The organism is Streptomyces sp. NPDC046939 (genome assembly GCF_040644575.1).
Taxonomy (GTDB): domain Bacteria; phylum Actinomycetota; class Actinomycetes; order Streptomycetales; family Streptomycetaceae; genus Streptomyces.
Genome location: NZ_JBEYWV010000007.1, coordinates 25655 through 40190 on the forward strand (window position 1 = coordinate 25655; position 14536 = coordinate 40190).

The following is a 14536-nucleotide window of genomic DNA, read 5'->3' on the forward strand; positions in this document are numbered from 1 at the left end:
AGGTGCTCGGCGCGGCCCTCCGTTCCCGGCACCGGATCCTGGTCCGCGCCGTCCGGTCGTCGGTCAGCGCGTTCTGCACCGAACTGACCGGGCTGACGGAGGAGGAGGTGGGGCGGGGTGTCGGCTTCGCCGAGGCGTGCCGGATGCTCGGCGCGGAGTTCGACGCCGGGCAGCGTCCGTGGGCCAGTTGGGGTGACTACGACCGGAAGCAGTTCCTGCGGCAATGCCGGGCCGGCGGAGTGGCGTACCCGTTCGGCGACCCGCCCGAGCGCACGCACACGAACGCCAAGGCCGTCTTCACCGAGGCCCATGGGCTGCGGAAGAGGCCGGGCATGGATCGCGCCCTGCAGATCGCCGGGCTGCCGCTCGAAGGCCGCCACCATCGCGGCGAGGACGACGCGTACAACATCGCCGCACTCGTCCTGGACCTGGTCGGCCGTGGGGCATGGCCGGACACGGCACCGCTCCCCCGGCACGCGTCGGGGTGATCCGCGCGCCACGGTTCAGCGGGGTGTCGTCCACTCGGGGGCGGTGCGGGCCCACGCGGCGTCCCAGCGGGCGAGGTGGTACCGCTCCAGCCTGCGGTCGACGTACGCGTAGACGGCCAGGGCGAGCAGCGGGACGGCGACGGCGGTGACGACCACGCGGCCCATGGCTCGGTCACGGATCTGCTCGGCGGTGAGGGGCGCGTCGGTGATGTCTCCTTCGGCGTCGACCCAGACGCGGACGGTGCTGCCCGCGGCGAGTGCGGGCTGGACGTCCGTCTTCGCCGTACGGACGTCGCCCTGGGGGTCGGTGTAGCGGACGGTGACCGGGAAGCGGGCTTCCTTCGCCTCGTCCGACCCGGGTTCGGGGTGCCGGGGAGCGTCGTGCACCAGTTCGGCAGGGGTGTCGTGCCCGGTGGCGGTCTGCTGCCGGGCCGTTTCGGTGAGGCGGCGCTGGACCGTGTCACCGACCAGCAGCATCGCGGCCGGGGTGGCGGCCAGGACCGTCAGGAACAGGCCGAGGGCGATCCACGCCTGCGCGAGATCCGTGCGGCGGCGCAAGGGGTTGCGCCGCCATCGCCACAGCAGGACCCTCGGGAGTTCTTCAGGAGGGTGGGCCGGTTGTATGTCGCGGTCCACTGTGTGTTTCTCCCTTCGTGTGAGTACGTGCCCGCATGTGGGTCGTGCGCGCATGTGGGTGTTCGTATGTATGGGGGCCGCGCCCTCACCGGCCCGGACGGTGATGCGCGGGTGCGGCGGCGGACGGGTGGGCATGAGCCGCTTGCAGGAGCTTCGCGGCACCGCGGACCGCGGCCGTGTGCGGGGCGGGCACGAGCCGTACGGGCGCCCGCAGCCGGCCGGTGAGGTGCCAGGCGATGTCGGGCCGCAGAGCGCCCCCGCCGGCGAGCAGCGCGCCCCGCTCGACGGCGTCGCGCGTCTGGAAGGTGTGGTCCTCGTCCAGCATCCCGCTCACCATGGTGGCGACCGCCTCGACGAGGGGCTCGGGCGGGGCGAGGCTGTCCAGGTCGCTGGTGCCGAGGGCAGTGCGGCGTGCGTCGGTCACCGCGCCGTCGGCAAGGAGTGTGACCTCGGTGAGGTGGGCGCCGATGTCCACGACGAGAAGGGGCTCGGTGAGATCGGCGTCGGCGGCAGCGGCCACGGCCCGCGCGGTGGGGACGGTCAGGACGGTGCGCGGCCGCAGGATCTCGACCGCGCTGCGGGCCTCGGCCCGGTAGGCGGGGCCGCCGAGGACCGGCGTCGTCAGGATGAGCAGGGGTCGGCCGAGGCGGGGCAGGCGCGGGCGGAGCAGCCTGTCGAGCATCCGGGCGGTGCCGGGGGTGTCGACGATGGTGCCGCGCTGGATGGGGTAGGTCGCGCCGTCGCCCGGGAAGGTGACCGTGGGCACGTCGAGGATCATGCTCCGCCCGGACGTCCAGGCGCGGGTGCGGGCGCTGCCCAGGTCGAGGGCGACGCCGGAGCACCGTCGGCACCAGGGCCAGGACCGGTGCCGTACGAGCGTGGGGTCGGGGGCGGTCGTCACCGGCCGGCCTCCCTGACCTGCTGGCAGCGGGCGCAGTAGCGGGCCTGCGGCACGATCATCAGCCGTTCGCGGGCGACGGGCCCGCGGCACAGGTGGCAGACGCCGTAGCGGCCCTGGTCCATGCGGACGAGGGCGGCCTCGACGTCGGCGAGGACCATCCGCGCGGAGGCGGCGAGCTTGACGCGCACCTCCAACTGGGCGGGCGCCGAACGGGCCCGTGCCGCGTCGGCACGGGACGTGGCGGCGGTCGAGAGCTGCTGGAGCTGCTCCTGGCGGAAGAGGCGTTGCTCGTGCAGGTTCGCGCGCAGCGCGGCGAGGTCCTCGGTCGACAGGGTCGTGGTGCGGTCGTCGATGATCTGCTGGGTCATCAGGTCACCCCTCGGGCAGGGCGGAAGAAGAACGGCGGACGGGCGGACGTCAGACGGCTTTGCGCTGGCAGGGGACGCAGAACGGGGTGTAGGGCAGGATCTCCAGGCGTTCGACGGGGACGGGCTTGGCGCAGCTTCGGCAGATGCCGTACGTGCCGTCCTGGATCCGGGCGAAGGCCGCGTCGATCTCGGTGAGGACGCGCTTGATGACGTCCTTCTGCGCGGACATCACGCCCTCCCCCTCGCCGGCCCCGGCCTCGTCGATCGCCTGGAGCTGGGTGAGGCGCGAGGCGCGTTCGTGTGCGAGGCGCTGGCGGGCCTCGTGCGGCGTCAGCCCCGCGGGGCGGGCGGCGGGCTGGGACGTGTCGAGGGACATGGTCGGTCTTCCTCCGGGGTCGGTGTGGGCGTCCGCGTCGGCGAGGCGGTCACGGTCACGGTGGTTCCACCATGGCCGCGATCCCGTACGAAACCCATCGGGCGCGATACCCATCTGCGGCCGGGCCGGGACCCATCACGGTGCGGTCGGGCCGGGCCGCGGAAATGGGCATTGGACCCCATCGACCGTGCAGCGGTGAGCAGGCAGGCTTGACGGCAGGCCGGTCAAGACCAGTGGACGCGGTGCACACGCGCAGTGTGCGGTGACCGAGAGTAGGGACAAGGCCGTGTCTCTCTACGAAAGGCGTCACCCCGGTGTCCTTGTTCTGGCGGATCTTCGCGCTCAACGCGGTCGTGCTGGGCAGCGCGACCGCGCTGCTGCTGTGGGCCCCGGTGACCGTGTCCGTGCCGGTGGTGCTGACCGAGGCGGTCATCCTCGTGGGCGGTCTCGCCGTCATGCTGGTCGCCAACGCGGCTCTGCTGCGGATAGGGCTGTCCCCGCTGGACCGGCTCACGCGGCTGATGGCGACCGTCGATCTGCTGCACCCCGGGCAACGGCTGCCGGAACGGGGCCGCGGCGAGACCGCCGAACTGATCCGCACCTTCAACGCCATGCTGGAACGCCTCGAACACGAACGGGCGTCCAGCAGCGCCCGCGCCCTGTTCGCGCAGGAGGCGGAGCGGCGCCGGATCGCCCAGGAGCTCCACGACGAGGTGGGCCAGAGCATGACCGCGATCCTCCTCGCGCTGAAGCGGGCCGCCGACGACGCGGGCGAACCGCTGCGCGGGGAGCTGCGCCAAGCGCAGGAGATCACCCGGGAGAGCCTGGACGAGGTGCGGCGGCTGGTGCGCCGGCTGCGGCCGGGGGTCCTGGACGATCTCGGTCTCGTCAGCGCCCTCACCTCGCTGACCAGCGAGTTCGCCACCCACGTGGGGCTGCGCGTGGTGCGTCGCTTCGAGAACGGGCTGCCCGGGCTCGACGAGCAGACCGAGCTGGTGCTGTACCGCGTCGCCCAGGAGGCGCTGACGAACGCGGCCCGGCACGCCGAGGCGGGCCAGGTCGAGGTCAGCCTGCGCCGGGCCGGGGACGCGGTGGAGCTGGCGGTCGTCGACGACGGCCGCGGCACCGGGGCCGCCCGGGAGGGAGCGGGCATGCGCGGCATGCGGGAGCGGGCCCTGCTGATCGGGGCCGCCCTGGACGTCACCTCACAGCCGCAGGGCGGCACGACGGTCCGACTGACCGTGCCCCTCCTCAAGGAACAGCCGTGACCACGTCCCCGGGGACTGCCGTGCCCACGCCGTCGCGACCAGCCGCGCCCACGCCCCCAGCGACCACCATGACCACGCCATCGCAACCAGCCGCGCCCACGCCCCCAGCGACCACCATGACCACGCCATCGCAACCAGCCGCGCCCACGCCCCCAGCGACCACCCTGCCCACCCCGTCGCAACCAGCCGCGCCCACATCCCCAGCGACCACCGTGCCCACGCCGTCGCAACCAGCCGCGCCCACGTCCCCAGGGACCGCCGTGCCCACGTCTCAGGAAGCAGTCATGACCACGTCGCACACCTCCGCGCCCCGCACCCCCACGATCCGCATCCTCCTCGCCGACGACCACGCGCTGGTACGCCGCGGAGTGCGGCTCATCCTCGACCAGGAGCCCGATCTCGAGGTCGTCGCCGAGGCCGGGGACGGCGCGGAGGCCGTCGAAGTGGCCCGCACGCACGACGTGGACCTGGCCGTGATGGACATCGCCATGCCCCGGATGACCGGCCTGCAGGCCACCCGTGAACTGCTGGCGCTGAAGCCGTCCTTGCGCGTGCTGATGCTGACGATGCACGACAACGAGCAGTACTTCTTCCAGGCGCTCAAGGCTGGTGCCAGCGGCTACGTGCTGAAGTCCGTGGCCGACCGCGATCTGGTGGCCGCCTGCCGGGCCGCCATGCGCGACGAGCCCTTCCTGTATCCCGGCGCGGTCACCGCGCTCATCCGCAACTACCTCGACCGGGTCCGCAACGGCGAGGAGCCTCCCGAGCAGGTGCTGACCGCGCGTGAGGAGGAGGTCCTCAAGCTCGTGGCGGAGGGCCACTCCTCCAAGGAGATCGCCGAACTGCTCTTCATCAGCATCAAGACCGTCCACCGCCACCGGGAGAACCTGCTGCACAAGCTCGGTCTGCGGGACCGCCTCGAACTGACCCGTTATGCGATCCGCGTCGGCCTGATCGAGGCCTGAGGTCCGGGGTGGGACGTTCGAGACAAAACGGCTGAACGGCTGAAGGGGGAGGGCGGATGGTCCGCTCCGCGCTGTCCGCGCGGGGCCCGCGCGGCGCGGGCTCCGCTCTCGTGTGGACCCTTCTGCTCGCCGTCCTCGTCCCGCTGCTCGGCCCGTCCGCGCCGGGCGAGGCTCATCCCCGTACGTGGGGCGCGGCGGCGTCGGTCCCGACGGCGCGCGGTGAGACGTTCGCGGACTCCGCGGACCCGGCCGGGTCCGCCGCGGCCGTGCGCAACCAGCGGGACGCCACAGGCGAGCGTCACGCCCCGCCGCTCTCCGCTCCGGGCACGTCCCCCGACCCGGGGACCGGCCCGAGCCACCGCGCGCGGGCCTCGGTCGCGGCGGTGCAGCCACCCGCGTCCCTCCGGCCGGCACACCGTCACGGGGTCAGGGCACCACCCGCGCCCTCCGGCACCTGAACCCCTTCTCCCGCTCTTCTTCCTTCTCGACCGCGGCCCCTGCCTTGGCCGCGGTGTGCCCGCCGGAGGCCCCTGTGACCCGATCCCGACGGATCAGAGGGCTGATCGCCCTCGCCGCCGTAGCCCTGTCCCTGTTCGTCGCGCTCACCGTGCCCGTCCACCTCGGACTCGATCTGCGGGGCGGTACGCAGATCGTGTTGGAGACGCGCCCCGCCGACGGTGCCGACGACGGCGGGGACGCGACGGACCGCACCGTGGAGGTGCTGCGCGGCCGTATCGACGCGCTCGGCGTCACCGAACCCACCATCGCCCGTTCCGGCAGCGACCGGATCGTCGTCGAACTGCCGGGGCTGCAGGATCCCCGTGAGGCGGCGGAGGTCCTCGGCCGCACCGCGCAGCTCTCGTTCCACCAGGTGCTCGGCGCCGCTGACGGGGACCGGACGGCTGGGCCCGAGCGGCGGGGCGAGCGGGTGCTCGCCGACGAGTCGGGGCAGCTCCTGCGTCTGCAAAAGCCGTCCCTGACGGGTGAGCATGTCGCCGAGGCGGCCGCCCGTTTCGACCAGCAGGGCGGCGCCGGATGGCACGTCACCGTCGACTTCGAGGGGGCGGGGAAGGCGGGCTGGGCCCGGCTGACCGGTGAGGCCGCCTGCCACGCGGCCGGGGACCCGGCCCGCCGGGTCGCCATCGCCCTGGACGACAAGATCATCTCTTCGCCGCAGGTCGACCCGTCCGTCGCCTGCCGAACCGGCATCACCGGCGGCTCCACCCAGATCACCGGCTCGTTCGACGACCGCGAGGCCAAGGATCTGGCCCTGCTCATCAACGGCGGCGCGCTGCCCGTGCCGGTCGAGACCGTCGAGCAGCGGACCGTGGGCCCCACCCTGGGCGCCGACGCCATCAGGGCCAGCGCCTGGGCGGCCGTCATCGGCACCGCGCTGACCTCGCTGTTCATCATCGCCGTCTACCGGATCATGGGCCTTCTCGCCACCGTGGCCCTGGCCTGCTACGGCCTCGTCTCCTACGCCGCCCTCGCGGCGCTCGGCGCCACCCTCACCCTGCCCGGCCTCGCCGGTTTCGTGCTGGCCATCGGCATGGCGGTCGACGCCAACGTGCTGGTCTTCGAGCGCGCCCGCGAGGAGTACCTCGCCGGTCACCGCTCCACGCCACGCTCGTCGCTGACCACCGGCTTCAAGAAGGCGTTCAGCGCGGTCGCCGACTCCAACATCACCACGCTCATCGCCGCCGGCCTGCTGTTCTTCCTCGCCTCCGGTCCCGTACGGGGCTTCGGTGTCACTCTGGGGATCGGCGTCCTGGCCTCCATGCTCAGCGCGCTCGTCATCACCCGCGCCCTCGCCGACCTCGCCGTCGCCCGGCCCGCTCTGCGCCGCCGCCCCCATCTGACGGGCATCGCCCACACCGGCGCCGTCCGCGCTCGGATCGGCCGCGCGAACCCGGACCTGATGCGCCACCCGCGGCGTTGGCTGGCCGTCTCCGGCGTCGTCCTCGTCCTGGCCGCCTCCGGCATCGCCGTGCGCGGGCTCGACTACGGCGTCGAGTTCACCGGCGGCCGCCTCATCGAGTACTCCACCGCCTCCCCCGTCGACCCGGACCGGGCCCGCTCGGCACTCGCCGACGCGGGGTTCCCGCAGGCCGTCGTGCAGACCTCGGGCGAGAACCGCCTCACCGTGCGCACCCAGCAGTTGAGCGACGCCCAGGCGGCGGCCATCACCGACACCGTCACCGGTCTGACCGACCGGGCCGACAAGGTGCGTGACGAGGCCATCGGGCCCAGTCTCGGCAAGGAGCTGCGCAACGGCGCCCTCGTCGCGCTCGCCGTCGCGCTCGGCGCGCAGCTCATCTACCTCGCCGCCCGCTTCCGCTGGCTCCTCGGGACCTCGGCGGTCGCCGCGCTCGCCCATGACGCCGTGATCCTCGTCGGTGTCTTCGCCTGGCTGGGCAAGCCGATCGACGGTGTCTTCCTGGCCGCGCTGCTGACCGTCATCGGCTACTCGGTCAACGACTCCGTCGTCGTCTTCGACCGGGTCAGGGAGCTCGCCCGGCGTGACCGGAAGTCCCCCTTCGACCGCGTCGCCAATCAGGCGCTGCTGCAGACCGTGCCCCGTACAGTCAACACCGGCATGGGCGCCGCGTTCATCCTCACGGCGTTGGCCGTCCTCGGGGGCGACACCCTGACGGACTTCGCGCTCGCCCTGCTCATCGGCCTGGCGGTGGGCACGTACTCCTCGATGTTCACCGCCACGCCGCTGGCGATCGTGTTGCGGCGCCGGGGCTGACCGGCGCTGTCCGGCGCCCCGTCACGGAGTCGTCCGTGACGGGGCGTCCCGCATCAGGGCAGCACGTGTCCGGCCGCCCGGAAGAGGCGGTACCACTCCTCCCGGGTGAGCGGCAGGTCCGACCCGGCGGCGGACTCGGCGACCCGGCCCGGGTTGGTGGTCCCGAGCACCACCTGCATGTTCGCCGGGTGGCGGGTGATCCACGCGACGGCGATGCCGGTCGGCGTCACCTCGTACTTCTCCGCCAACTCGTCCAGGGCGTCGTTCAGTTCGGCGTAGTTCTCCCGGTCCCCGAGGAAGACCCCGTCGAAGAAGCCCTTCTGGAACGGCGACCATGCCTGCAGCGTGATGCCGTGCACGCGCGCGTAGTCGAGGATGCCGTTGTCGCGGTCCACGGACTGGTCGAGTCCGCCCATGTTCGCGGCGATCCCGGAGGCGATCATCGGGCAGTGGGTGATGCTCAGCTGCACCTGGTTGGCGACCAGCGGCCTGCGGACCGCCGTCTTGAGCACCTCGATCTGTCCCGGCGTGTGGTTGGAGACGCCGAAGTTCACGACCTTGCCCGCCGCGTGCAGCTCGTCGAAGGCGGCGGCCACCTCCTCCGGCTCGACGAGGGTGTCGGGGCGGTGCAGCAGGAGGACGTCGAGGTAGTCGGTGCGCAGGGCGGCGAGGGACTCCTCGACCGTGCGCACGATGTGTTCCTTGGAGAAGTCGAAGAAGCCGGGCCGGATGCCGACCTTGCTCTGGATCACGATCGACTCGCGCTCCGCGCCGGTCAGCTTCACCGCCTGGCCGAAGCGCTCCTCGCACGCGTGGCGCGAGGGGCCGTAGATGTCGGCGTGGTCGAACGTGTTGATCCCGGCCTCCCGGGCGCTGTGGTACAGCCCGCGGACGGTCTCGTCGTCGAGGTCGGCGATGCGCATCAGGCCCAGGATGACGTTCGAGGCCCGCAGTTCGGTCTGGGGGAAGGAGATCGTTTTCACGGTGCCATCCTGACGAACGGGGCGGGGTGGCGCCAGTGGCGTCCGCCGTGAGAACAGCCCGGGAGGTGCGGGAAATCCCTTTACACCTCACCACCCCATCGGCATGGTCATGCCCTCATCTGCGCGCCTTTCGCGCGCACCACAGGGGGACTTCATGCCGACTCGCCCGCTCAAGCCGTTCCCGCACGGCCGGCTCAGATCCACCGGCCTCATCGCCCTCGCGCTCGCCGCCGTCCTCGCCGCCCTGCTGCCGCTGACCGGAGGCGGTCCGGCCACCGCGGCCGGTTCCCCGGGGCCCGGCGGCGCCCCTGACCCGCGCCATCCCCTGGCGGCGCCCCACGAGCCGGTCGTCCCGGCCGACGCCATGGAACCCACCGCACCCGTGCTCCCGAGGGACGGCTGGACCGTCTCCGCGAGCGACGAGGAGACCGCGTCCGAGGACGGGCGCGCCGCCAACGTCCTCGACGGCAGCACCGCCACCCTCTGGCACAGCAGATGGAGCGGCACCCCCGCCCCCCTGCCTCACACCATCACGGTCGACCTGCACCGTACGGCCGTCGTATCCGCCCTCGTCTACCAGCCGCGCACGAACAGCCCCAACGGCAGGGTGGGTTCCTACGCCATCCATCTGAGCGCCGACGGTACGAGCTGGGGCCCCGCCGTCGCCTCCGGCACCCTGGGCGACGACGCCACCGCCAAGACCCTGAGCTTCGCCGCGCAAGGCGCCCGCTACGTACGGCTCACCGCGACGAGCGAGGCAGGCAACCGCGGCCCCTGGACGTCGGCGGCCGAGATCAACCTCCTCGGCGACCCCGGCTCCCCCGCCTCCGTGGTCGACCTGGCGCGTACGGGCTGGACCGCGACGGCGAGCGACCAGGAGACGAGCGCCTCGACGGACGTGGCCGCCAACGTCCTCGACAGCGACCCGAACACCATGTGGCACAGCCGCTACTCCGGCACCGCGCAGCCCTTGCCGCACAGCCTCACCATCGACATGAAGAGCGCGCGGAACGTCTCGGCCCTCACCTACCAGCCGCGCAGATCCGGCGCGAACGGCCGCGTCGGCGCCTACACCGTCACCACCAGCACCGACGGCACCACCTTCGGAACACCCGTCGCGAGCGGCACCTGGAAGGACGACGACACCGTCAAGGGCGCCACCTTCACCCGCACCGTCAGCGCCCGCTACGTACGCCTGACGGCCACCACGGAGGCGGGCGGACGCGGCCCCTGGTCCTCGGCGGCGGAGATCCGCCTCAGCGGCCCCGCGAACCCGGCGACCGCCGGCTCCTGGAGCCGGATCACCGGCTTCCCGCTGGTCCCCGTGGCCACGGCGCTCCTGCCGAACAACAAGCTGCTGGCCTGGTCCGCGTACGGGGTCGACCGCTTCGGGGGGAGCAACGGCTACACCCAGACCGCGATCATGGACCTCACCACCGGGGCCGTCACACAGCGGCGCGTCGACAACACCAGGCACGACATGTTCTGCCCCGGCATCGCGGTCCTGAAGGACGGCCGGGTCCTGGTCACCGGCGGCAGCAACGCCGAACGCGCCAGCATCTACGATCCGGCCACCGACACCTGGTCGGCCACCACCGACATGAACATCGCCCGCGGCTACCAGGCCATGACGCTGCTCTCCGACGGCGACGCGTTCGTCCTCGGCGGCTCCTGGAGCGGCGGCCAGGGCGGCAAGGACGGCGAGGTCTGGTCGGCGGCCACCGGCACCTGGCGCAGACTGCCCGGCGTACCGGTGACCGGCACCATGACCGCCGACCCCGCCGGCCCCTACCGCGCCGACAACCACCAATGGCTGCACGCCACTTCGAACGGGCGGGTCCTCCAGCTCGGTCCCAGCAAGCAGATGAACTGGATCTCCACCCAGGGAAACGGCTCCGTCACCGCCGCCGGGACGCGCGCCGACAGCGCCGACGCCATGAACGGCAACGCCGTCGCGTACGACATCGGCAAACTCCTCACCCTGGGCGGCGCGACCGCCTACGAGAACACGACCGCCACCCGGCGCGCCTACACGGTCGACCTCACCGGAGGCGGCCAACCGCACGCGGCGCGCACCGGCGACATGGACTTCGCCCGCGCCTTCGCCAACAGCGTGGTCATGCCGGACGGCAAGGTCGCGGTGTTCGGCGGCCAGTCCTACCCGGTGCCCTTCAGCGACGCGACCTCCTCGCTCACACCGGAGATCTGGGACCCGGCGACAGGGCAGTTCACCCGCATGGCGAGCATGGCGGTCCCGCGGAACTACCACAGCGTGGCCAACCTCCTGCCCGACGGGCGCATCTTCTCCGGAGGCGGCGGCCTGTGCGGCGACTGCGCCACCAACCACGCCGACGGCGCCGTCTTCACCCCGCCCTACCTGCTCAACCCCGACGGCACCGAGCGCACCCGCCCGGCCATCACGGGCACCGTCCCGGCCCATCTCGACAACGGGGCGGCGGTCCCGGTGACCACGGACTCGGCGGTCACCTCGTTCGCCCTGGTCCGCGCGGGCGCGGCGACCCACTCCACCGACAACGACCAGCGCCGCGTCCCCCTCACCTTCACCCGGAACAGTGCGACGTCCTACACCCTCACCGTCCCCGCCGACCCCGGAGTGGCGCTCCCGGGCAGCTACCTGCTGTTCGCGCTCGACTCGGCCGGGGTGCCGAGCAAGGCCCGGACGGTGAGCGTGGGCTGAGCCGGTACGCAGCCCGGCCCTCTGGCGGCGGACAGCGGAATGGGCGGCTTCCGGACTCCACCTGGGAAGCCGCCCACTCCCGGGGCACGAGCGGGCCCGATGACGGGGGATGCACCGGCCCGCTCCGTCTCCGGGTGCCCCCATGCCGGCGGCACACACCTCCGGAGCCGGACCGGATCGAACTCGGGCCGAACGGCCCCGCCCGTCACGGGAATCGGGGCCTGATGTCCCTGCAAGGACGGTGCCGCGCAGGGTTGGCTTGGGCCATGACGCTGACCCACGGCGGCACCGCCTCCGTCCTCACCGAGCGCTCCGTCGGCGACACCCATGTGGTCGCCCTGCACGGGGAGATCGATGTGGCGACGGTGCCCCGCATCACGGCGTGCCTCGACGCGCTGACCACCGCTCCCTGCCCCGACATCGTCCTCGACCTGCGTGAGGTGACCTTCGTCGACTGCGCGGGCCTGGGCGCCCTGTGCCGGGCGCAGACACGGACGGACGCGGTCGGCGGACGCCTGCGTCTGGTCACCGACGAGGGAGGCGTGCTGCGCGTACTACGTATGACGGATCTGAGCACGGCCTTCGAAATCACCCCGGTCCTGCCGTGGGACGTGCCCGCACGCGCGCGATGACGCCCGTACACCGCTCCCCCGGCACCGCACCGCTGGCGCGTGCGGAGCCGTACATCCAGGCTGGCGGGGTGGAACTGACCTTGCGCGCGCGTGGCGCGGCGGACCCGGACACGGTGTGGCAGCGCTATCTGCACCCCGCGCTCTGGCCGGGCTGGGCGCCGCAGATCCGGTCCGTGGAGACCGGCGACGAGCTGCGCGCCGGGATGCGGGGGCGCCTGCGTCCCGTGGTGGGACCGGCGGTCGCGTTCGTCATCACGTCCGTCGATGTCGAGGCCCGTACGTGGAGCTGGCGAGTGGCGGCGGGGCCGTTCCGCATGAGGCTGTGGCACGCGGTCCGACCGCACGGGGTGTCGGGCGCGGCGACGGAACTGACGGTCGAGGGCCCGCTCCCCGTGGTCCTGGCCTACGCACCGCTCGCACGGTACGCGCTGCGCCGCCTCGTACGTCCGTGAACTCCCCGCCTCGTCGGCCTCGCTGACGGGCGGATACAGTGCGCGCGAGACCGCGGCTGCTCCAGGAGGGGAAGCGTGACCGACACCAGCGAGACCCAGCCCGCCGACCCTGCCACCGCCCGGCACAGCCCCCTGCGCCAGGTGCTGCGCTTCCTGCCTCTCTTCGCCCCGATCCTGCTGTGGAGCGTGCCGTGCGGTGTCCTCCTGTACGCGGGCCAGCACTGGCCGACGCCCATCACCCTGGCCGGAACGGCGCTGTTCGCCCTCGGGCTGGTCGCCATGCCGCTCGCCATGGTGCACGGCCATGGGCGGCGGCAGCGGGACGGGGCGGCGATCGTCGGGGACACGCTCCTCGGCGCGAGCTGGATCCTGTTCACCTGGTCGGTCATCCTCGGGGTCCTGTTGCGGCTCGCGCTGCTCGCGGCCGGTGTCGGTGAGGGCCAGGACCGGGCCCGCATCGTCACCTGGGCGGTGCTCGGCGTGACCGCCGTGCTGCTCCTCTGGGGGTACGTCGAGGCGCGCAGGGTGCCGCGCGTCCGCAGCCTCGACGTCCACCTTCCGCGCCTGGGCGCCGGACTGGACGGCACCCGTGTCGTCCTCGTCACCGACACGCACTACGGGCCGCTCGACCGCGCCCGCTGGTCGGCGCGGGTCTGCGAGAAGGTCAACGCCCTGGAGGCCGACCTGGTCTGCCACACCGGCGACATCGCGGACGGCACGGCCGAACGCCGCCGCGCGCAGGCCGCCCCGCTCAGCACCGTACGGGCCACCAAGGCCCGCGTGTACGTCACCGGCAACCACGAGTACTACAGCGAGGCGCAGGGCTGGGTCGACCTGATGGACCGGCTCGGCTGGGAGCCGCTGCGCAACCGCCACCTGCTGCTCGAACGCGGGGGCGACACCCTCGTGGTCGCGGGCGTGGACGACGTCACGGCCGAGTCCTCCGGCGTGGCCGGCCACCGCGCCGACCTCGCCGAGGCGCTGCACGGCGCCGACCCCGAGCTGCCGGTGCTGCTCCTCGCGCACCAGCCCAAGTTCGTCGACCGCGCGGCCGAGGGCGGCGTCGATCTCCAGCTCTCGGGCCACACCCACGGCGGCCAGATCTGGCCCTTCCACCACCTCGTCCGCCTCGACCAGCCCGCCCTCGCCGGCCTCACCCGCCACGGCGCCCGCACCCTCCTCTACACCAGCCGCGGCACCGGTTTCTGGGGCCCGCCGTTCCGCGTCTTCGCCCCGAGCGAGATCACGCTGCTGGTGCTGCGCTCCCCGCAGCGCTGACGCGGATCGTGCCCTCGGCGCTATGAGTGGTGAGTGGCGCGCGGCGCCTGGTCAGGCCGGTGCCGTACGGATGTAGTTCAGCGTCAGTTGGGTCAGCTCGGCCAGGAAGCGGTCCCGTGGGATCGGCGGGCGGTCCAGGAGGTAGCGGACCGTGAGGTGCTCGACCGTGCGGACCAGTATCCAGGCGGCCTCGGACAGGGGGACGTCCGTGCGGAGTTCCTCGCGGCGGGTGGTGAGGTAGGCGAGGACCAGTTCGCCGATGCGGTCCTCGAAGACGCGCAGGGCACGGCCGTCGTCCAGGCGGGGGCCGTGCTCGACGGCGGCGCGGAGGAACGGGGGCTCCACGTCGAGGCCGTCGAGCAGGGCGGCGAGGGTGGCGCGGACGATCACCGGCGCGGGCTGCTCGAACTGGCCCGTCATCCGAGCCGTGATCCCGGCCACCAACTGGTCGCTGTAGCGCGCAAGCACGGCGGAGACGATCGCGTCCTTGTGCGGGAAGTACTGGTACAGCGAGCCCGGGCTGAGACCGGCCGCCGTCGCTATGCGGGTGGTCGACGCGCCCTCGTACCCGTGCTCGGCGAGGACCCGCTCGCCCGCTTCGAGGATGCGCCGCACCGTCGCCCGCGACCGCTCCTGACGCGGGGTCCTGCGCGCCACAACGCGAGTGCGGGGCGTGCGACGGGGGCCCGGTCCGGGCGATGACATGGGCATCAGAAGACGAGTTGAACGCGAATGTGAG

At 73.0% G+C, this 14536-nt stretch carries 15 protein-coding genes; 9 read left to right on the forward strand and 6 right to left on the reverse strand.

The genetic code is table 11. From position 1 onward, the window contains the following. Window positions 1-2: 2 nt before the first annotated feature. A complete protein-coding gene (locus tag ABZ877_RS09540) occupies window positions 3-488 on the forward strand; it encodes a 3'-5' exonuclease (protein ID WP_361067012.1) in 486 nt (161 codons plus the stop codon). A gap of 15 nt (window positions 489-503) precedes the next feature. Here ABZ877_RS09540 and ABZ877_RS09545 read toward each other — a convergent pair whose 3' ends face one another. From ABZ877_RS09545 to ABZ877_RS09560, 4 genes are all read right to left on the reverse strand, one after another. Further along, on the reverse strand, window positions 504-1124 hold the full coding sequence (locus ABZ877_RS09545; RefSeq protein ID WP_361067014.1) for a hypothetical protein: 621 nt from the start codon (window positions 1122-1124) through the stop codon (window positions 504-506). Window positions 1125-1209: 85 nt separating this feature from the next. Continuing rightward, window positions 1210-2025 (reverse strand): hypothetical protein, encoded by an 816-nt coding sequence (locus ABZ877_RS09550; protein WP_361067017.1) that lies wholly within the window; start codon window positions 2023-2025, stop codon window positions 1210-1212. Beyond that, window positions 2022-2393, reverse strand: coding sequence for a TraR/DksA C4-type zinc finger protein (locus tag ABZ877_RS09555; RefSeq protein WP_361067020.1), 372 nt, complete (start codon window positions 2391-2393; stop codon window positions 2022-2024). The genes ABZ877_RS09550 and ABZ877_RS09555 overlap by 4 nt, the downstream gene beginning before the upstream one ends. A 49-nt stretch (window positions 2394-2442) precedes the next feature. Further along, window positions 2443-2769 carry a TraR/DksA C4-type zinc finger protein gene (locus ABZ877_RS09560; RefSeq protein WP_361067023.1) on the reverse strand — a complete coding sequence of 109 codons (327 nt, stop codon included), beginning with the start codon at window positions 2767-2769 and terminating at the stop codon, window positions 2443-2445. 314 nt (window positions 2770-3083) lie between these two features. On the opposite strand from ABZ877_RS09560, the gene ABZ877_RS09565 reads away from it, so the two are divergent. The 4 genes from ABZ877_RS09565 to secD all read left to right on the forward strand — a co-directional run bounded on the left by ABZ877_RS09565 (window position 3084) and on the right by secD (window position 7754). Beyond that, entirely contained in the window at window positions 3084-4037 is a 954-nt protein-coding gene (locus tag ABZ877_RS09565; RefSeq protein ID WP_361067026.1) for a sensor histidine kinase, read from the forward strand. A 284-nt stretch (window positions 4038-4321) separates the two neighbouring features. Then, a complete protein-coding gene (locus ABZ877_RS09570) occupies window positions 4322-5002 on the forward strand; it encodes a response regulator transcription factor (RefSeq protein ID WP_361067029.1) in 681 nt (226 codons plus the stop codon). A gap of 56 nt (window positions 5003-5058) precedes the next feature. Then, on the forward strand, window positions 5059-5460 hold the full coding sequence (locus tag ABZ877_RS09575; protein ID WP_361067032.1) for a hypothetical protein: 402 nt from the start codon (window positions 5059-5061) through the stop codon (window positions 5458-5460). Window positions 5461-5534: 74 nt separating this feature from the next. Continuing rightward, window positions 5535-7754, forward strand: a complete 2220-nt coding sequence (gene secD, locus ABZ877_RS09580; protein ID WP_361067035.1) for a protein translocase subunit SecD — start codon at window positions 5535-5537, stop codon at window positions 7752-7754. A 53-nt stretch (window positions 7755-7807) separates the two neighbouring features. Here secD and ABZ877_RS09585 read toward each other — a convergent pair whose 3' ends face one another. Next, entirely contained in the window at window positions 7808-8737 is a 930-nt protein-coding gene (locus tag ABZ877_RS09585) for an aldo/keto reductase (RefSeq protein WP_361067038.1), read from the reverse strand. Between the two features lie 154 nt (window positions 8738-8891). On the opposite strand from ABZ877_RS09585, the gene ABZ877_RS09590 reads away from it, so the two are divergent. The 4 genes from ABZ877_RS09590 (at window position 8892) to ABZ877_RS09605 (ending at window position 13797) form a co-directional block, all read left to right on the forward strand. Further along, window positions 8892-11435, forward strand: coding sequence for a discoidin domain-containing protein (locus ABZ877_RS09590; RefSeq protein WP_361067041.1), 2544 nt, complete (start codon window positions 8892-8894; stop codon window positions 11433-11435). 266 nt (window positions 11436-11701) lie between these two features. Next, window positions 11702-12067: an STAS domain-containing protein gene (locus tag ABZ877_RS09595; protein WP_361067044.1), complete on the forward strand. Its 366-nt coding sequence runs from the start codon at window positions 11702-11704 to the stop codon at window positions 12065-12067. Window positions 12068-12141: 74 nt separating this feature from the next. After that, complete coding sequence (locus ABZ877_RS09600; RefSeq protein ID WP_361067606.1) at window positions 12142-12519, forward strand: SRPBCC family protein; 378 nt, start codon at window positions 12142-12144, stop codon at window positions 12517-12519. A 75-nt stretch (window positions 12520-12594) separates the two neighbouring features. Continuing rightward, window positions 12595-13797, forward strand: a complete 1203-nt coding sequence (locus ABZ877_RS09605) for a metallophosphoesterase (protein WP_361067047.1) — start codon at window positions 12595-12597, stop codon at window positions 13795-13797. A gap of 51 nt (window positions 13798-13848) precedes the next feature. On the opposite strand, the gene ABZ877_RS09610 is transcribed toward ABZ877_RS09605, so the two are convergent. Further along, window positions 13849-14454, reverse strand: coding sequence for a TetR/AcrR family transcriptional regulator (locus ABZ877_RS09610; RefSeq protein ID WP_361067050.1), 606 nt, complete (start codon window positions 14452-14454; stop codon window positions 13849-13851). Window positions 14455-14536: the final 82 nt, after the last annotated feature.